The sequence below is a fragment of the Bacillus sp. BML-BC051 genome (assembly GCF_019656175.1).
In the GTDB taxonomy this organism is placed as follows: Bacteria; Bacillota; Bacilli; order Bacillales; family Bacillaceae_G; genus Bacillus_A; species Bacillus_A mobilis.
Map to the genome: position 1 here is coordinate 44,445 of NZ_BPLI01000017.1, position 19,678 is coordinate 64,122.

A 19,678-nucleotide genomic window follows, 5' to 3' on the forward strand; every position below is an offset into this window, starting at 1 on the left:
TCGTAAACATAATGTTTACGAGCTTTTTTTATTATTGTACTTGCTCTAAACCATTCGGAGTAATCTTAAAGGAAATTTCTTTAAACTTTTTCGCATCTCCTTTTCCAACTAACTCACTCTTTTTATACCAATTCAAGCGATCTGATTCAGCATGATATACTTTCACTACATCCCCATACTGGAATGAGGTGCCATTTACTTGCTCAGCAAAATCCCTTGAAGTTTCTTGTCCTTCTGCCGTTATACGCTTTTTCTCATTGCCATTTTGATCATAAATCGCAAGACCTATATATCGCTCATTCACAAAACGATAATGGATTGTCTCATTTGTAAATGTTGCATGTAATTTCTTTTCATCATGATTTAACGTTACAATGGAACGTATTATATTTGATACACCTTGATATACTATACTATCTCCATATGTTATTTCCACTGGTACTTCCGTTACTTTCTTGTTCCCAAAAATATCTTTCGTTTCTACTTTTATTGTTTGCTTACCAACGTTTGTTGTATCTAGTTTCCCTACAAACCCTACTACTTCTCCATCTTTTACTTCAACAAATTTCTTCGCATCTAGCGTTTCGCTATTTGTTCCGATTACTACTTTTTGTGGTACCGCTTTTACTTCTTGTTGCGTCTCGACTCTCTCAAAACCTTTTTCTGTTACTTTGAAGAATAGTTCTTTTTCTACTTTCACCTTACCTTGGCCAGCAAGTTTATCATTTTGATACCAATTTAAGCGATTTGCTTCAGCGTGATATACTTTTACAACGTCACCGTATTCAAACTCTAAGCCATTAATCACTTTTGCAAACTCTGCCGCATTTTCAACACCTTTTACAGTTGTTTTCTTTTTCTCTTTTCCGGCTGCGTCAAGTAATGCAAATTCAAAATACATTTCATCTTTAAAATGGTAATGCACTGGATTCGAATCAGCTGTTGCACTGAACTTTTTCTGATTATGTTGCAGTGTTACAATCGATTTAATATCAGTGCTATAATTTAACCCTCTAAATACCAAGCTATCTCCGTACGTCACTTCTAGTGATACTTCCGTTATTTTCTTGTTCCCGAAAATATCTTTCGTTTCTACTTTCACCGTTTGTTCACCGATTTTTGTTGTATTCGGTTTTTCCACAAAACCTACTACTTCTCCACCTTTTACTTCAACAAACTTCTTTGCGTCTAACATTTCGCTATTCGTTCCGATTACTACTTGTTGCGGTTTCGCCGTTACTTCTTGCAGCATATCCATTCTCTCAAAGCCTTTTTCTGTCACTTTGAAGAATAGTTCTTTTTCTACTTTCGTCTTACCTTGACCGGCAAAGTTATTATTTTGATACCATTTCAAACGATCCGGTTCTGCGTGGAATACTTTCACAACATCTCCATACTCAAACTGCACTCCATTCACTTGCTCTGCAAAGTTCTTTGAAGTTTCTTGCCCTTCTGCTGTTACATGTTTTTTCTCTTTTCCGTCTCGATCGTATAACGTGATACCCATGTATAGCTCTTTATTAAAATACTCATGAATCTCGCTATCCATATCAGTCACATGGAATTTCTTCTCTTCGTGCTTTAAAGTTACAATTGAAGCAATATCATCGCCATATCCTGCATATACAATGCTATCTCCATAAATTACTTCTACAGGTACCTCTGTCACTTGCTTATTTCCAAAACGATCTTTCGTTTCTACTTTTACTTGTTGTTCACCAATTTTTGTTGTATTTGGTTTTTCTACAAAACCTACTACTTCACCGTCTTTTACTTCAACAAAAGCTTTTGGATCTAGCTTCTCAACGTCTGTTCCTACTACTACTTGTTGTGGTTTCGCCGTTACTTCTTGTAAACTACCTTTTAATTCAAAGCCTTGCGGAGTAATTTTAAAGAATTTTTCTTTTTTATTTTTAACTTTCCCTTGATCTGCAAGTTTATTATTTTGGTACCATTTCAGACGGCTTGGTTCTGCATGGAATACTTTCACTACATCTCCATATTCAAAATCCACTCCATTTAGTTCAGCAAATCTTTTTCCAGTTTCTTGCCCTTCTGCTGATACACGTTTCTTTTCAATTCCATTTCGATCATATACTGTTAAACCCATATATTCTTCTTTTTCAAAACGGTAATGTATTTTATTACTAGTAAAGTTTACATTTAATTCTTTTTCATTGTGACGAAGCGTCACTGTTGACATTACATCATTTGAAATTCCTTGAAAAATGATACTGTCACCATAAATACCATTAACTTGAACAGGAATTGAATTTTTATTTCCCTTCTCATCCTCAATTTCTACTAACACTTCCTGTTTCCCATTCTCTAATTTAGGCCATACAATCTTACCTGTTACTTTTACATTCTCACCTAAATTTTGAACAAGTTTATCCGCTTTTTCTTCATCAAAATTCGTACCAACTACAAGGTTTTGTACCTCATTAGCAGGTTCACCATACGGAACTTTATACGGTTCAACTTGCTTCTCGCGAATATCATTACTATCTGTAGCTTTCCATATTTCTTTTTCTAATTTAGGTAAATTTAATTTTTCTATTTTCTCTCTAATATCATCATTTGGCGTTAATCCCCATTCCTCAAAGAAAGGAACTAAATTTTGTCCTGCCACTTTTGATGTCATATAAACAAACATTTGCTTTTTCTCTTCATCAGAAGTAGGCAATTCCTCTTCAGATAACAAGCGATACGCTTGATGCAATGTAGGATAAAAATCTTCCCCATAAACGATATTTAATTGCCAAAACATCGTAAGCGGATCAATTTCATCAATTACTCTTTCGGCAATAGGTCTTTCTAAATACTCAAATGATTTTTCATAATGTTCTTCCATTTCTAGTTTATTCCCTAATGCTTTTTGTACTGCTAAAGAATAAATGTTGACTGTTACTTCCCCAACAGCATCCCAGTCCCAAGGCCTTTGTTGATGTAAATGCCCAACTTCATGCCATGGTCCCCAACCATCCTTTTCAAGCACTTCTATATCTAAAACTCTATTCATTGCGCTTGGAATATATCCTGTATGATAATTTGTTGCAAACATGAAGTCATCTTCATCCGGATTCCGTTTTTCAACAAACTGAACGTAATGATTTGGAGATTTTGCGACTCCAATACCGCCCTCAGATAATCCTGCTACTGCATTTTCCAAACGAATAATCTTATCATGTAATTTCATTAACTTTGTTGGATCTGTATCGTTCATATGATCTTGAACAGCATTATAACTCGCAGTAATTAAACTTCTCTCACCTTTTAATTCAACTGCATAAGGATCCTTATATTTCTTCAACATTTCATCAAAATCTTTTTTCGTATGCTTACCTAAAATAAACAAAGGAAAATGGCTACCACCATTCGTAACAGAAGCCGTTACCTCACCTTCGTCGTTCATATTGTAAAAATATAAAATACCACCATTTGGTGATGAAATAACATTTTTACCAGGTTTTAAATCAAACTTTTCAGGGTCCTTTTCATCATATGATCTCGTTCCCATAAAAGCTTGAATAGACTGCGTTCCTTTTATTTCAATTGTAATCTTTTCGTTTGGCGCTGCATAAATTCCAGTCGGTTCGTTAACCGAAAGGGGAAAACTTACTTTTAAGCGTTTCGTTTCCTTTTCTATATCACCTTTTCCAGGTACATGAAACGTCCTTTGCTCAAACTTATTCTCTTTAACCTCTTCTAATTTTCCACCTTTATTTTCTTCCAAAGGTGCTGCATATCCTTTCGATGCTTCGAAAGCTACTGGCGATAATAATGTAGATATACATATTCCAGCCACTAATACCCTACTCGTCTTTTTCTTCGACATAATCTGTGTCCCCTGTTCCTTTATTTAGAAAAACCTTCCTATATAAATATTCATTTAATAAGACATCCTATTATTTTTATAAAAACATTTAACGAATAGACTAACACCTCGCGCACCTGTATCAATTACTACCGCATTCCTCTCAATGTATTCACTTTCTTACATTATAAAAATTTTTATGTAACGTATCCTCCTCACTTCCCTCTACTTGTGATGAGTTCTCTCTACATAAAAAAGAGAATAGTAAAAGATATATTTCAGTATTGTCATCTATACATCTAAAGTTGTGAATAATAATAGAAACTTACATTTTCTTCATATATGACCATCTATAGGTAGTTTTTCCAACTGAATTTTACACGCTTTCTACACTGTTTGATAGCCTTTCCAATCAGAATAATGTTACAATTTCGTGAATACAATCTATTAATTGTAACGTTTGAATTTTAATATATCTATATTATTTCTAAATAGAGTTTAAACTGTATAAACGGTAATTTTATCCCACATTTAATTTTCCTAATATAATTTTAATTCGTATAAAAAAGCATTGGCACACAGCCAATGCTTTTTCATTATCTCTTTTGATTCGGTTTATGTGGTTCATTTGGAGTATGTGGTTTATTGTTATCATGACCATTTGTTGTTTTCCAACTTACCGATAACTCCGGACTTGTTTTTTCTTCACTGCGCTCAAGTAATACGACTGCATTTTGAATTGTCGGTGTACCCTTATGCGCGATACCTTGTAGCTTCGTTAATTTTCCTATTACTTTAAAGCTAAATCCACCAGCTGGTGTTTGTTTTGGAATTAAGATGCGGAACTTTTCTCCCACATTAAATTCCATTTTCGCTTCGCCTTTTTCATTTACAAACTTCGCGCCCGCTGGTGCACCTGTTGCTTGCACCTTATACGTTCCGCTTTTCGCGTTTGTTTCTACTGTATATAAACCTGTTTCAAAGAAATCATTTTTCAACACTGCTTGTTGTTCTTCTGATGGCACGACGCTCATCGTAATTTCTTGTAATTCCTCACTAGCATTTGCTTTTGCAACGATATCTTTCGTTACCTTTTCTACATTTTTATTTCGGAAATCTAAATCATTAATATCGATTTGCTTTAACGCATTCCATACTGCAAGCTGCGTTGCATAATGTGCTTCTCTCCAATCAGAAACACCTAATTCTTGTGGACTCTTTTGTGGATATCCATTCAATAGTACACGGTACACATTAATATCCACTTTCCCCATTTCTGGTAAATCTTGACCACTCGGAGATTTCAAATCCACATTTAAGCAAAAGGCAATTTTACCATCTGCTGTTTTAATAAGCTCTGTTCGAATTGGTTTCTTCTTTGACTTACTATAACTCCAATCCATTTCATACTTTGTATGATCCATAACTTCCGCGAATGCTTTTTGAAGTGGAAATAATAAGTTCGCAAATACAAATAAAACACTCAAAAAAGCGCCCATTATCTTGAACGATCGTTTTATATTCATGTCTACAACCCCTTATGAAATAACAAATTTTCTTCTGTTTATTATTTAGTTAGAATTTTTTTTTATACATAAACAAAACAAAAAAGAGTGCAAACTGTTTGCACTCTTTCTCTCCACTATAAGTTTAGAAATCAAAGTTATCAGGATCTGGACCAACGCGATGATTTTCATTTAACGCATCGATTTTCTCCATATCTTCTTTCGTTAATTCAAAATTAAATATATCAGCGTTTGCAACGATGCGGTGTTCCTTCGTTGACTTCGGAATTGTTACAACTTCATTTTGAAGGTCCCAACGTAAAATGATTTGAGCTGTCGTTTTACCATACTTATCAGCAATTTCTTGCAATGTTTCGTTATCTAATAATTGACCTTGCATAAGTGGTGACCATGCTTCCATTTGAATACCTTGCTCTTTACAGAACGCTTGCAATTCTTTTTGTGTTAAACGTGGGTGATATTCTACTTGATTAATCATCGGTTTAATCTCTGCGCCTTCTAGTACATCCTTCAGATGATGGATTTGGAAGTTACTCACGCCAATTGCACGTACGCGGTCTTCTTTATAAAGTGTTTCTAAAGCTCTCCACGTATCTTTGTATTTCCCTTCTACAGGCCAATGAGCAAGATATAAATCTAAATAATCTAGCTCTAATTTTTTTAAGCTCTCTTCATATGCAGCTAGTGTCGTTTCATATCCTTGATCTGCATTCCACACTTTTGAAGTAATGAATAAATCTTCTCGAGAAATCCCTGCTTCTTTTATACCAGCACGAATTCCTTCTCCTACAGCTTTCTCATTTCCATAAATCGCAGCTGTATCGATACTGCGGTATCCTGCTTTAATCGCCGATTTTACAGCTTCTACAAGTTCTGGTCCATCTTCTACTTTAAATACACCTAAACCGAACCAAGGCATTTCTACACCGTTATGCAATGTTGTTGTACTTTGTAAATTTTTCATTATATTTTCTCTCCCTTATTTCACTTGATTTCTTTTTTCTAATGTCATACTCCACGCTGTTAAAACAACAGCCCCTGCTACCATGATGCCACCTACCCAAGCTGTATGAATTAACCCTAACGAGTTCGTTACAATACCGCCCAAGTAAGCACCAAGAGCAATACCTGCGTTAAATGCTGCAATGTTAATCGCGGATGCTACATCAACAGCGCTAGGTACAAATCTCTCAGCTAATATAACGACATATACTTGTAGTCCTGGAACATTCATAAACGCAAATAGTCCCATAAAAATAATTGTGATGAATCCAGCGAATTTAAACGGCGCTGTAAATGTTAAAACAAATAATACAATCGCTTGAATAAAGAACATGTAAAATAACGCTCGAATCGGATTATGATTTGATAATTTTCCACCAACCATATTCCCAATCGCAATTGCGATTCCGTACACTAACAAAATAATTGTAACAGTACTTGATTTAAATCCTGTTACTTCTTGTAATAGCGGAGATAAATACGTAAACGTTACGAATGTTCCCCCGTACCCTAATGCAGTAATGATAAATACAAGTAATAGTCTTCCATTCGTAATCAGTTTGAATTGATCACGAAATGATACAGATGTACCTTTTTTCAAGTTAGACGGAATCAGCATACTGTTGGCAATTAAGGCAACGATTCCAATTGCCACAATTACCATAAACGATGCTCTCCAGCCAAATTGCTGACCAATAAATGTTCCAATTGGCACACCTGTAATAGTCGCAACAGTTAAACCAGTAAACATAAATGCAATTGCACTCGCACGTTTATTCTCTGGTACAAGCGCAGCCGCAATTGTGGATCCTATCGACATAAAAACACCATGCGCAAACGCAGATACAACCCTCGCGATAAGTAACACAGTAAAACTTGTTGCCACTGCCGCAATTCCATTACCAATAATGAAAATAATCATAATCCACATTAATAACGTCTTTCGCGACATACTAGCTGTTAATGACGTTAATACCGGAGCACCAAACGCTACTCCTAATGCATATAAAGAAACGGTTAAACCCGCTGTTGTAACAGAAACATGTAAATCCTCTGAAATAGATGGTAATAAACCGACACTAATAAATTCGGTTGTACCAATTCCAAACGCACTAATTGCTAGCGCTAATAAAGCAAACATACTTCTTCGATTCGTCTGTACTGCCGAAGAAGATACTGTATATGAATTCAATTGAACTCCTCCTTAATGCGAGAAATCCAATCATAATAGTATGAAAAAAGGCCTTTTTTCTTCTACAAAAATATATTTACTGCTCATATATGCTATTATGAATGGCTTCACTCTTTTTTTGAAGAACGCACTTGAAAGTACGATAGGTACCAAAAAGTAACATAGGCACTTTTTAGTACCGTACTACTCATTTCCTTCTTACTTATGCTATTATGGAACATATTCAACATGATAAAAAGTACGTACTTTAAAGTGCTATAGGCACTTTTTAGTAACATTTAAATTATTTAGCTTCTTTTGTGGGAGAACTGGAATCTACATTCATCAAAGGAGATTTTTATATGAAGAAATATAACATTCCCGTTGAAGCGACTTTAGAGGTTATCGGTGGAAAATGGAAAGTCGTTATTCTTTGCCACTTAACGAAAGGTACAAAGAGAACGAGTGAATTAAAACGTCTTATGCCTGGTATTACACAGAAAATGTTAACGCAGCAATTACGCGAATTAGAAGAAGATGGAGTTATTCAAAGAAAGGTATACAATCAAGTACCACCAAAAGTAGAGTATTCCCTTACAGACTACGGTTGGTCTTTAGAATCCATTCTTGATTCCCTTTGTACTTGGGGCGAATGCCATCTTGAAAAAAGCGGTAACACATCGATGCTAATAACAGAAGGTGAACAATAAAAAAAGGAAAAAATGAACATAAATTTGTCCATTTTTTCCTTTTTTTATTTATATATACGTACATTTCTAACCGTAACAAAATATTTTATGCGCTTTCATGCCTTGTCAGTACTACGTTATACGCTTAATATCAAATAATTAGGAATCATTTTTATGTTAACATAGGTGTATATAGTATATAATATAGGATATATATTATATACACTTTCCGATAAAGGAACTTTCCATTATGCGGACAAGCCATGTATCGGACAGTTCATAAATAATAGGTAGGACATTATGGTTTTGGATTTATGATTTCAGCTTACTTGCTGACATAAATTTAAAGGCATTTTATTGTGCTTTGTGAAACTTTGTATAAAGTTTCGCAAACGTTTACTGTCTTACCTATCAAAAATAAGAGTATTGCTATCGTAAAGGAGAATTGGAGATGCCAGAAACTATGACTCAAACAAAGCCAGAACAAGAAACTGTACAAATTTCTGCTAGCCAAGGACAACTTGATGTACTTGATCAGTTGTTAAAACCTGAGGTACAAGAATCATTAACTACACTAGTAGAACAGCTTCCAAAATTAACTGAGCTTGTTAATATTTTAACTAAGTCTTATGACTTCGCTCAAACTGTTGCTACTGATGAAGTATTAAAAAGCGACACTGTTGGTGCAATCACAGAGCTTGTAGAACCTGTAAAAGATACAGTGAAAAGCATGGCTGCTACTGCAATCGAAGCGAAAGATCGTGCTGACGAAAGCAACGAAGTTATCGGCCTGTTCGGTCTATTAAAATTATTAAAAGACCCACAAGCACAAAAAATGTTCCGCTTTGTGAACGCATACCTTCAAATTAGTGCAGAACGTAACAATAAATAATTTAACTTATAACAACAATTAGTAAAGACGGGGGATATCATACTATGTCAAAACAAATTGTCATCTTAGGCGCTGGTTATGGCGGTCTTCTTGCCGCTTTAAACGTACGTAAATATTACAGCAAATCAGAAGCACAAGTTACAGTGATTAACCAATACCCAACACACCAAATCATCACTGAACTACACCGCCTTGCAGCTGGTAACGTTGCTGAGCAAGCAATTGCAATGCCACTTACAAAGCTTTTCAAAGGTAAAGACATCGATCTTAAAATTGCAACAGTTGAGTCATTCTCAGTTGATAGCAAAGAAATTAAACTAGCTGGTGGCACTACTTTATCTTACGATGCACTTGTAGTTGCTTTAGGAAGTAAAACTGCTTACTTCGGTATTCCAGGATTGGAAGAAAACAGCATGGTATTAAAATCTGCTGCTGATGCAAACAAAATCTACAAACACGTTGAAGACCGTATTCGTGAATACGCGAAAACGAAAAACGAAGCTGATGCTACAATCGTAATCGGTGGTGGCGGATTAACTGGCGTTGAGCTAGTTGGTGAGCTTGCTGACATTATGCCTAAACTTGCAAAAAGCCACGGCGTAAATCCAAAAGAAGTTAAACTTCTTCTTGTTGAAGCAGGTCCAAAAATCCTTCCAGTATTACCAGACCACTTAATCGAACGTGCAACTGCTAGCCTAGAAGCACGCGGTGTTACATTCTTAACTGGTCTTCCTGTAACAAACGTTGCTGGCAATGAAATCGACTTAAAAGACGGTCAAAAACTTGTTGCTAACACATTCGTTTGGACAGGTGGCGTACAAGGTAACCCATTAATCGGTGAATCAGGTCTTGAAGTAAACCGTGGTCGTGCAACAGTTGATGCATACCTACAATCTACTTCTCACAAAGACGTATTCGTTGCTGGAGACAGCGCTGTTGTCTTCGCTCCAGACGGACGTCCATACCCACCAACTGCACAAATCGCTTGGCAAATGGGTGAGTTAATTGGATACAACTTATACGCAGCACTAGAAGGCAAAGCATTCGAAGAGTTCGCACCTGTAAACTCTGGAACACTTGCTAGTCTAGGACGTAAAGATGCTGTTGCTACAATCGGAGCAAGCAATACTCCACTTAAAGGCTTACCAGCATCATTAATGAAAGAAGCAAGTAACGTTCGTTACTTATCACACATTAAAGGTCTATTCAGCTTAGCTTACTAATCTGAATATAAGCCCGAATCATGCCCTGCATGATTCGGGCTATTTTTATCCGTAATTTTCTCTAACTTATTTATTCGGCAGAAGAACCATATAACCCTTTAAATTATCTAAATTTACTGATTATTTTATGTCTAAATTGTGTATATGAAAGAATGGAAGTATTCTTCCTACTCCCATCCTTTCACACAAATTATTATCCTAATTTAACTAGGCTGTAGTTCTTCTTCCCTTTACGAATAATGATAAATCGTCCATCAAATGAATTTTCTACAGTAACATCCGTGCCCACATCCGTTACTTTTTCACCATTCATAGAAATAGCTCCGTTATTAATATCTTCACGCGCTTGTCGTCTAGATGGTTCAATTCCTAAATCAACTAGCCATTCTACGATGTTTTTCGTCTCTTTTGAAGACTCGAATGTTGGCATCTCTTTAAATCCTTGCTCAATTTCATCAGCTGTTAACGATTTAATATCTCCGCTAAATAACGCTGCTGTAATTTTCACTGCTTGTGAAAATGCCTCTTCTCCATGAACGAACTTCGTCATTTCTTCCGCTAATACTTTTTGCGCTTCACGTTTATGAGGCTCTGTTTCTACCTTCACTGCCAATTCATCGATGCGCTCTTTCGTTAAGAACGTAAAGTATTTCAAGTATTTCACTACATCACGGTCATCTGTATTCAACCAGAACTGGTAAAATTCAAACGGTGTTGTTTTTTCAGGATCAAGCCAAACCGCACCACCTGCAGATTTACCGAACTTCGTACCATCAGATTTCAATAATAACGGAATCGTTAATCCGAATACTTTCGCTTCGTGCCCTTCTAACTTACGAATTAAGTCTAAACCACTCGTAATATTTCCCCATTGGTCACTACCACCAATTTGCAGTTGCACATCTTCTTTCGTGTATAAATGATGGAAGTCCATCGCTTGCAAAATTTGGTACGTAAATTCTGTGAAAGAAATACCTGTATCTAAACGACTTGCTACAATGTCCTTCGCTAACATGCTATTAATACTAAAGTTCTTCCCGTAATCACGTAAAAACTCAATAATGTTTATTTCATGTGTCCAGTCGTAGTTATTTACCATCTTCACTTCGCTATTTCCGCCAAAATCAAATAGCTTTTTCATTTGTGCTGTTAACGCATCCACATTATGCTGAACGACTTCTAACGTTTGAAGTTGACGTTCTGATTGACGTCCGCTCGGATCACCAATTGTTCCTGTTGCCCCGCCGATTAAAATAACTGGATGATGGCCAGCTAACTGGAATCTCTTCATCATCATAAACGGAATCAAATGTCCAATATGCATACTATCACCAGTCGGATCAACTCCACAGTATAGTGAAATCTTTTTCTCTTCTACTAGCTTACGTAAACCTTCTTCGTCCGTCTGTTGATTAATGGCACCGCGCCATTCTAATTCATCAATAATATTCATCTTTTGTCATCCCCTCTATTTTTTTGAAAACAAAAAGTCCCTATGTCTATGACATAGGGACGATTATTCACCGTGTTACCACCCAGTTTGTATAAATAGCATAGCTACTCATACCACTCTTAGCAATAATATCGATTGCCAATCCGCTTAGCATTACCTAAGATACTCCAGAGTGTAATTCGCAAGTTTGTTTGTGCTAGGTTCCAGCAACCCCTAGCTCTCTCATTAACAGTGACAAACTGCTACTGGGCTCTTTCAACGTATATTATTTGTTAAATTATTAGCCATTATATTGAATTGAAAACAAATTGTCAACAATACCCAAATGTTATTTTAAAATAATTCACATTTTCATACGTATTTCGTTACTCTTTATCTTCTCCAATAATCCTTACTTCTCGCTCTAATTTCACGCCAAATTTCTCTTCAACAGTCTTTTGTACGAAGTGAATTAAATCAATGTAATCTTGTGCTGTTCCGTTATCTACATTCACCATAAATCCAGCGTGTTTTAGAGAAACTTCCACTCCGCCAATTCGTTTACCTTGTAGTCCTGATTCTTGAATTAATTTACCAGCAAAGTTATTTGGTGGGCGCTTAAATACGCTACCACATGAAGGATATTCTAGAGGCTGTTTTGATTCACGTTTGAACGTTAAATCATCCATTTTTGCTTTAATTTCTTCACGTACACCTTCTTCAAGTTCAAATCTCGCTTCAAGAATAATGTAATGGTTGTTCGCAAATACACTCTTACGATATCCAAATTCAAATGCTTCTTTCGTCAAAGTACGTAGCTCTCCATCACCTGTCATTACAACAGCTTCTGTTAATACAAACGATACTTCACCGCCGTAAGCACCAGCATTCATATATAATGCTCCGCCAACTGAACCTGGAATACCACAAGCAAACTCAAGACCCGTTAAATTATGATCTAATGCAATACGTGATACATCAATAATTGCTGCACCGCACTGTGCTACAATTGTCGTTCCTGTTACAGTCACACCTGTAATGTGAATTAAACTTACTGTAATCCCGCGAATTCCACCATCTTTAATAATGACATTCGATCCATTTCCTAAAAACGTAACTGGAATATTATATTCGTTAGCATATTTAATAACTTCTTGAATTTCATCATAATTTGTCGGTGCAACGAACACATCTGCTTTTCCACCAACTTTAATATGCGTATGATTCTTTAACATTTCATCTTGTTTCACATGACCTTCAGGCAATACCGTACTTAAATATTCATAAACCTCTTGCATATTCATTTTACGATTCCTCTATTTCTATATTCTTTTTATCCCGTTATACGGGCCCATAATATCCCCACATACATGAACGAACCTAAAGTGGTGGATACAGTGTACCCAAAATCAATTCGAGACACCTATAAACCTCTTAATTTATAAGAGGTGCCACTCATATTAAAATATATATTGCATAATAAAGCAACCCAAATGAGCTACTAAACTTGACATGTCATCAGAAAGACAACAATTTGTAAAATATATTACTTTTTCAAAACACTATCCTTCAGTATCTTACTATATCACACGAAAATAAAGTGGTATTTTTTTGTAATCTTTACTTTATTTTCATCAATAAAAAAGATGCTTTTACCTATGTAAAAGCATCTTTTTTCTTACTTATTATAATTTACTTTTCGTTCTCTTCTTTTTCCTTATCAAACCATAATAGTTCTTCATCATCAACTTCACCATTATAATTGATTAGAATCTCTTCTCCCGCTTTTATATCCTTATAAGCGAAGAAGTTAAACGTATGATTCTCGAAGACAATTTCATACGTTGCATTCGGATTATATGCATGATTAAATAACATGCCGTATCCTAAAAGGAATGCCGTATGATTTACCCCATACTCAAATGCGTAGTCAGCAAGTAACGTTTTCTCAATGTGTTCATGCTGTTCATTCGGATAAGAGATAACTGGCGCTGAGTGAATCAACTCACCCTTTTTAATATCACGAGTTGCAAATACACCTCTATTAAATTCTCCATCACTAAGTTCAGAAGTCTTAACTTCAATCATATGCGTCACCTATATAATTCTTTCTTTGAAGTATTTTATCCCGCTATTTGCAGGGGTTCAACTAATAATCAGTAGGTATTAGTCTCACTTTATCTCCTTAAGCTTGGCAGAAAACGCGCAGAAAAGCAATTAAATTACTATCAAGTATTCATTTAAATAAAAAAAGGCACACATAGTGTGCCCTTTTCAAGAAATATTACTTTTCTAGAATATCTTCTAGCAACTTCACTTGCTCGTTAACAGTATGTAACGTCTTCACCGATGTATCATTTCGATGCTTTTCTTCTTCCACACTTGCCAATACTTCTTCCGTAGCAGCAGAAGTTTGCTGAATTACATTAGAAGCATGCGTAACATCCTTTACGATATTCGTCGTTTTAACTTGGAAACTTTCTTGATGATCAACAATCTCTCTCATTACATCATTAATTACATCAATAAACTTCCCTAAATCCGTTACATTTGTTAAAACACTTGCTAACATTTCGTTACATTCTTCTTGTACTCTTTCTGATTTCTCTACCTGTACTTCCACTTTACTCGCTTGATTACTAAACTCCTTCAAAATACCTTGAATTCTCCCCGCAGAACGATTCGATTCTTCAGCAAGCTTTAATACTTCATTCGCTACAATAGCAAATCCTTTTCCATGCTCTCCTGCTCTTGCCGCTTCAATATTTGCATTTAAAGCTAGCAAACTCGTCTGACTTGAAATATTCGTTATTACATCTACAATTTCATTAATTTGCTTCGACTGCATCATTAAATCTCTAAATATAATTCCTGATTGTGAAACAACATCATTTAAACTTCTCATATTCGCTTCAAAATTTCGTAAAGTATGTACACTACCCTTTGAAATTTCTAAACTTTCATCAACACGAATCGATGCATTTCTTACTTGAGAAATAATTTGTTCAATATTCCCCTCCATATCATTCAATACTTCCACCGAACGATACATCATCTCTGATTGTGATTGGGTACCAACTGCCACTTCTTCAAAAGCGAAATTAATTTCACTCATCGACTCCATCGATATATTCATATTTTGTCTTAAATGATTGAAATTACTATCTAGTTTCATAACAGTTTCCTCAATAAGTCTTTGAGTCTCTTCTAGCTCCTGAGCTTTCCTCATTACCTCTTGCTTCTCATCACTTAAACGAGCTAGCAGATTAGAGCCAATCTTCGTTACGCCCCACATAGCAATCGTTACGATTGCTAACAAGCTTGCGAAGTTTGCAGCTTCAGATGCCGCTGTATAAGCAAAAAATTGCTCCGGCCAATAACTACAAAGAATAAATGTAATAACAACCGCCACTCCGCCGAGAATGATAACGAGACGTTCACTTAAATAAATAAGTGAAACTGCTAATGTAAAATAGACCATTTGGAATACAGCCGGACTTTCATTAAAAGCTTGTACCATAATGAAAGACATAATAAGCAGCATAAATGTCATGATATATTTATACATTGCTTCCATGCTTTCTATAAAAGTAAGGAGCGTTCCAAATACGACAACTGAAATACCGCAAACCCAAAACGCTATTGCTCTCTCTGTAAAAATATATCCGTAATACCCAATCGCGATTATTCCGAGGAAGAAACTACAAATCGTGATAAACAGCAATAAATGATTTTTCTGTGATTCTTTCTCCAGGCTAGAAAAACAAGTTTTCTTTAACCACTCCATATATAAAGTCCCACTTTCTACACTTAATTACTTCAACTTAAAGACCGCACTCACTGGGTTATGATCACTATTTTCAAACTTTAAATCTTTCCCTTGTACATTTACAATCTCAACATTCGGTGAAACGATAAAGCCATCAATAATCGTGACAAAATTTTCACCTTCCACATACTTCTTCACATCATCTCTCACCGTCATAACAGACGGATCTACAGCCCACTTAAAGCCACCATTAGTAAAGTTCTTCGGCAACTCTACTAACCATTCAGGACGCTCTTTCACAAACTTCGGATCACTTAACTGAACATCAGAAAGTAATTGATTCCAATCTCCGCCCATTATTACGTAATCACCATTTTCATAATGCTTGTTCATATATTCTTTTAAAAACTCTACTTGCTGTTTTCTAATTTTCCCGCCTTCATCATACGCAGACAAATGTAAATTTACGAGTCTAACAAACTTCCCATTATTAACAGGGATTTTGTGCTCAACAATCGCTCGATCTAAATCAAACAAACGCTTTGGCCAAGGCTCCATTCCAGGAAGCTGGAACCTCTCCGCTGTTTGAACCTTATATTTAGAAAACGTACTTAGTCCGGCCTCCGCATATCCCATTGGACTTGTAATTGGGACGGGAACCCATTTTGTATCATAGTTCTTTCCGAACGACGAAGCATAATCAGGTAATCCCTTCTTCAAAAATTCATGCCCATTTACATCAAAAGATCGCAGTGACTTTATATCAACTTCTTGTAATAACGCAAAATCACTATTCTCATTTTGTAAAAACGAAAGCATATTCTTTAAATTCGTTTCCGTTTGCTCTTTACTACTTGAACCAGATCCCTTTCCACCATCCATAAAGAAATCTTGATCCTTATCTAATCCAGCATATCCAATATTAAACGTTGTAACTTTAAACTCATTGTCAGGCGCTAATACACGCTCCTTATTATTTTCCACCTTCAAGCTTATAACATCAGCTGGCTGTTCTTTTGTAAGTGTCATATACGCTAAAAAACCACCTACAACTCCCACCCCTACTAAAATACATATAAGTACTATTTTTAATAATTTTTTCAAATAAACGCCCCTTTTCTAAAACACATAGCTTAATTTTCTTTATTTTCAGTTAACTAAAACTGAATGACAGACATAAGAAATATTTTATCACATCGAAAACCCTATATCACTATATTTAGTTTATAAGTAATTATTCTCGCTCTTAAATTAGCAAAAATACAAAATGCCCCGACTCCTTCACTGGAAATCCAACAAAATGTTTAGTACACTATATGTAATAATCATAGGCGATGGAGTTCGCCATAACTGCTGCTTAGCTAATGACTCCTACCAGTATAACTACTGGTAGGAGTCTATTTTTTTGAGCAAGCTATTTTAAAGAGGTGAAGAAATTGATTTATATTATCGTTGGCATAGCCGGTATATTAGGAGCCCTCTCTCGCTATTATTTAGGTCTTATTATTCATACTTCATGGCATCATTCATTTCCATTAGCTACATTACTTATTAACTTAGCCGGCTGCTTCTTATTAGCGTGGCTAACTACGTATATCGCTCGGAGAAATATCTTGCCTTCAGAAATTATTACAGGCATTGGAACTGGATTCATCGGTTCCTTTACGACGTTTTCGACATTCAGTGTAGAAACTGTGCAATTAATCAATCATTCTGAATGGAGTATAGCTTTCTTATATGTATCATGCAGTATACTTGGTGGGCTCATTATGTCTGGTATTGGCTATACATTAGGTGATTTCTTACTTAAGAAACAACTTACGGAAGGTGATCACTTATGATGGAAGCTTTATTAGTGGCAACTGGAGGTTTCTTCGGTGCTATTACACGATTTGCAATTAGCAATTGGTTTAAAAAAAGAAATAAAACTTCCTTTCCAATTGCTACATTTCTCATCAATATAACAGGAGCGTTTTTACTTGGATATATAATTGGCAACGGCGTCACTACAAGTTGGCAATTATTATTAGGGACTGGATTTATGGGTGCCTTCACGACATTTTCGACGTTTAAATTAGAATCTATTCAGCTTTTCAACCGCAAAAACTTTGGCATACTATTTCTATATTTAAGTGCCACTTATATGATTGGTATCCTTTTTGCATTCCTTGGCATGAAACTAGGCGGAATATAAAAAAAGAAAGCGACTCTAATCAGTCGCTTTCTTTCATAAGAAGTATGTCCCGCCATACGGAATGGAAAATAAACCCGCTGGATGCACATCGTAATGTACAATTTGCATTGGAGGCTGTGAGTAAGGCATATACTGCCCTTGCATCATTTGTGCAAAATATGCTTGTTGCTGCATTTGAATCGCCTGATTCACAGCATGAATTGTCTCCTGTGCTCCTGCCAGTGTAATAGCTGCTCCCACTTGTCTACCACTATAAAAATAATGATTCATCATGATTCAGCTCACTTATTATTTTTCTTCCATATAGTATGTTCCTATTTTATAGTGAGTATTTTGTCCTGATTAATGGATCCCTCACTACTTAAACTTCATTTTATCTATTACTTTTTTTCAGCTTTGAAGTAACAAATCCAAATAGTAATACACCAATACCACTCAAGAACAATACATAACTTATTGGTACTAGGAAAAAGAAAGGTTCTTCAAGGAATCCATTCGCTCCCACTTTACTGTTTGAAGCATGTATAGCTAAAGAAATGATCGCTAAAATCACAAAAGAAATAGCTACTACGTATTTATTTATCATTTCACATTCTCCTCTATTCATATAATTCCCCTTAGATTGTTAACATCATATTACCTAAAACAAAATCAATCGTCAATAATTATTTATTGTTTTACAATAAATAATTATTGATTAGTATAAATCGAAAAAGGTTTATGAAGCACCTTAAATTGCCTCACAAACCTTTTCAAACATAAATATTTACACTTCAAACCTCTTGCTTACTACAACATAAATCGCACACAATAGCACGAACATCCCAGCATAAATTAACAAAATTTCTACACTAAACATATCAGCCAATGGGCCAAATATTATCATTCCTAAAGGAAGCGCGCATGAATTAGCAATTTGTACAAGACTAAACATCCGCCCATGCATAGAAGGCTCTACTTTTTCCTGCAATAACACGGTAACCGGTGTATTGAAGCACGGCATTGTTATACCAATTAAAAAGTTAAATACTAAATACACAATAAATACCGGAGCAATCCCTAGTCCAATCATAAGCAGTCCATACAACGCACAAGCTAGCGCCGTTGTATGCATACGATTACGGAAACCACCCCATGCCGCAATCAATACGCCACCAGCTGCCGCCCCCGCACTAAAAGTCATTTCACTAGCAGTAAGTCTCCACATTTCTGCACCGAAAGAACGAGTTACCATTAAAGGTGTTAAAAAGGCGGCTGGACTTATTAAAATCATGACAATGATTAATAAAAAGAGTAGCCTTTTAATAAATACATTTTCTTTTAAGTAAGCAAAGCCTTCTTTTATACCTTGTAGATTAGATTTTTGCTTACTCTCTGTATTCACATGTCTCTCCACTTGAATGATAAACATAATACTAATTCCAATCATAGCCGTAATAACATCAATAAAAAATGTCGTTTCAATGCTAGCAATAGAAAGAATTGCAGCACTTGCTGCTGGAGAAAGAAACATAATTAAAGATGTAATACTGCTATTTATCCCATTCACTTTCATAAGATGATCTTTCGGAACGATTTGTGGGATTAATGCATTCACAGCTGGCGTTTGTACCCCTGTCCCAGCTGAACGAATGAGTAGTACTATAAAAAGTAACCAAATACTTTTATATCCTGTTACAAATAGAACTGCTAAAACTAACGTAGCAATTGCTATAACCCCGTCCGATAACATAATCATTTTTTTACGGTCGTAACGATCAATCCACACACCTGCAAATAAAGAAATCGCGATTTGTGGTAGGAAACCGCAAACAGTTGAAATGGTCAACATCATCCCCGATGATGTTGTAAGGGTGATATACCATATAATCGCGTACTGTACGAGAGATGAACCGAACAACGAAATCGTTTGAGCGGTCAAAAATAATATAATTTTCGTTTTCCAATTATTTTCACTCATATG

17 protein-coding genes, 1 riboswitch and 1 other annotated feature are annotated in these 19,678 nt (G+C 35.6%); of the genes, 5 read left to right on the forward strand and 12 right to left on the reverse strand.

The genetic code is table 11. The annotated features are described in order from the left end of the window. Positions 1-31: 31 nt before the first annotated feature. The 4 genes from K5S59_RS08245 to K5S59_RS08260 form a co-directional block, all read right to left on the reverse strand. Positions 32-3,838: a putative mucin/carbohydrate-binding domain-containing protein gene (locus K5S59_RS08245; RefSeq protein WP_212982016.1), complete on the reverse strand. Its 3,807-nt coding sequence runs from the start codon at positions 3,836-3,838 to the stop codon at positions 32-34. Positions 3,839-4,413: 575 nt separating this feature from the next. Further along, complete coding sequence (locus K5S59_RS08250; RefSeq protein WP_120450983.1) at positions 4,414-5,343, reverse strand: thioester domain-containing protein; 930 nt, start codon at positions 5,341-5,343, stop codon at positions 4,414-4,416. Between the two features lie 124 nt (positions 5,344-5,467). Continuing rightward, positions 5,468-6,307, reverse strand: coding sequence for an aldo/keto reductase (locus tag K5S59_RS08255; protein WP_000793573.1), 840 nt, complete (start codon positions 6,305-6,307; stop codon positions 5,468-5,470). A 15-nt stretch (positions 6,308-6,322) separates the two neighbouring features. Next, a complete protein-coding gene (locus K5S59_RS08260) occupies positions 6,323-7,486 on the reverse strand; it encodes an MFS transporter (RefSeq protein ID WP_212982017.1) in 1,164 nt (387 codons plus the stop codon). A gap of 392 nt (positions 7,487-7,878) precedes the next feature. Here K5S59_RS08260 and K5S59_RS08265 point away from each other — a divergent pair, with 392 nt between their 5' ends. The 3 genes from K5S59_RS08265 to K5S59_RS08275 all read left to right on the forward strand — a co-directional run bounded on the left by K5S59_RS08265 (position 7,879) and on the right by K5S59_RS08275 (position 10,320). Then, on the forward strand, positions 7,879-8,226 hold the full coding sequence (locus K5S59_RS08265; protein WP_000760478.1) for a winged helix-turn-helix transcriptional regulator: 348 nt from the start codon (positions 7,879-7,881) through the stop codon (positions 8,224-8,226). Between the two features lie 430 nt (positions 8,227-8,656). Next, positions 8,657-9,097: a DUF1641 domain-containing protein gene (locus K5S59_RS08270; protein ID WP_001115309.1), complete on the forward strand. Its 441-nt coding sequence runs from the start codon at positions 8,657-8,659 to the stop codon at positions 9,095-9,097. Positions 9,098-9,141: 44 nt separating this feature from the next. Beyond that, on the forward strand, positions 9,142-10,320 hold the full coding sequence (locus K5S59_RS08275; RefSeq protein ID WP_120450984.1) for an NAD(P)/FAD-dependent oxidoreductase: 1,179 nt from the start codon (positions 9,142-9,144) through the stop codon (positions 10,318-10,320). A 193-nt stretch (positions 10,321-10,513) separates the two neighbouring features. Here the strand turns inward: K5S59_RS08275 and tyrS are convergent, their stop codons facing one another. The 5 genes from tyrS to K5S59_RS08300 form a co-directional block, all read right to left on the reverse strand. Beyond that, complete coding sequence (gene tyrS, locus K5S59_RS08280) at positions 10,514-11,773, reverse strand: tyrosine--tRNA ligase (RefSeq protein ID WP_001021073.1); 1,260 nt, start codon at positions 11,771-11,773, stop codon at positions 10,514-10,516. A 52-nt stretch (positions 11,774-11,825) separates the two neighbouring features. After that, positions 11,826-12,041: a binding site (T-box leader), on the reverse strand. Between the two features lie 97 nt (positions 12,042-12,138). Then, entirely contained in the window at positions 12,139-13,056 is a 918-nt protein-coding gene (gene murB, locus K5S59_RS08285) for a UDP-N-acetylmuramate dehydrogenase (RefSeq protein WP_001057086.1), read from the reverse strand. Positions 13,057-13,444: 388 nt separating this feature from the next. Then, positions 13,445-13,840, reverse strand: a complete 396-nt coding sequence (locus K5S59_RS08290) for an SET domain-containing protein (RefSeq protein ID WP_000573653.1) — start codon at positions 13,838-13,840, stop codon at positions 13,445-13,447. 196 nt (positions 13,841-14,036) lie between these two features. Then, positions 14,037-15,539, reverse strand: coding sequence for a DUF4077 domain-containing protein (locus K5S59_RS08295; RefSeq protein ID WP_098872260.1), 1,503 nt, complete (start codon positions 15,537-15,539; stop codon positions 14,037-14,039). Positions 15,540-15,566: 27 nt separating this feature from the next. Continuing rightward, positions 15,567-16,625: an endonuclease/exonuclease/phosphatase family protein gene (locus K5S59_RS08300; RefSeq protein ID WP_000734849.1), complete on the reverse strand. Its 1,059-nt coding sequence runs from the start codon at positions 16,623-16,625 to the stop codon at positions 15,567-15,569. A 217-nt stretch (positions 16,626-16,842) separates the two neighbouring features. Continuing rightward, positions 16,843-16,902: riboswitch (Fluoride riboswitch) on the forward strand. Between the two features lie 55 nt (positions 16,903-16,957). Here K5S59_RS08300 and crcB (K5S59_RS08305) point away from each other — a divergent pair. Continuing rightward, positions 16,958-17,362, forward strand: a complete 405-nt coding sequence (crcB, locus tag K5S59_RS08305; protein WP_212981771.1) for a fluoride efflux transporter CrcB — start codon at positions 16,958-16,960, stop codon at positions 17,360-17,362. Then, a complete protein-coding gene (gene crcB / locus K5S59_RS08310; protein ID WP_000969611.1) occupies positions 17,359-17,715 on the forward strand; it encodes a fluoride efflux transporter CrcB in 357 nt (118 codons plus the stop codon). Before crcB (K5S59_RS08305) ends, crcB (K5S59_RS08310) begins: the two co-directional genes overlap by 4 nt. Positions 17,716-17,748: 33 nt before the next feature. Here crcB (K5S59_RS08310) and K5S59_RS08315 read toward each other — a convergent pair whose 3' ends face one another. The 3 genes from K5S59_RS08315 to K5S59_RS08325 all read right to left on the reverse strand — a co-directional run bounded on the left by K5S59_RS08315 (position 17,749) and on the right by K5S59_RS08325 (position 19,675). Further along, positions 17,749-17,988 (reverse strand): DUF3947 family protein, encoded by a 240-nt coding sequence (locus tag K5S59_RS08315; protein ID WP_098872259.1) that lies wholly within the window; start codon positions 17,986-17,988, stop codon positions 17,749-17,751. 100 nt (positions 17,989-18,088) lie between these two features. Continuing rightward, on the reverse strand, positions 18,089-18,322 hold the full coding sequence (locus K5S59_RS08320) for a DUF3955 domain-containing protein (protein WP_001079271.1): 234 nt from the start codon (positions 18,320-18,322) through the stop codon (positions 18,089-18,091). 159 nt (positions 18,323-18,481) lie between these two features. Beyond that, positions 18,482-19,675, reverse strand: coding sequence for an MFS transporter (locus K5S59_RS08325; RefSeq protein WP_001293745.1), 1,194 nt, complete (start codon positions 19,673-19,675; stop codon positions 18,482-18,484). Positions 19,676-19,678: the final 3 nt, after the last annotated feature.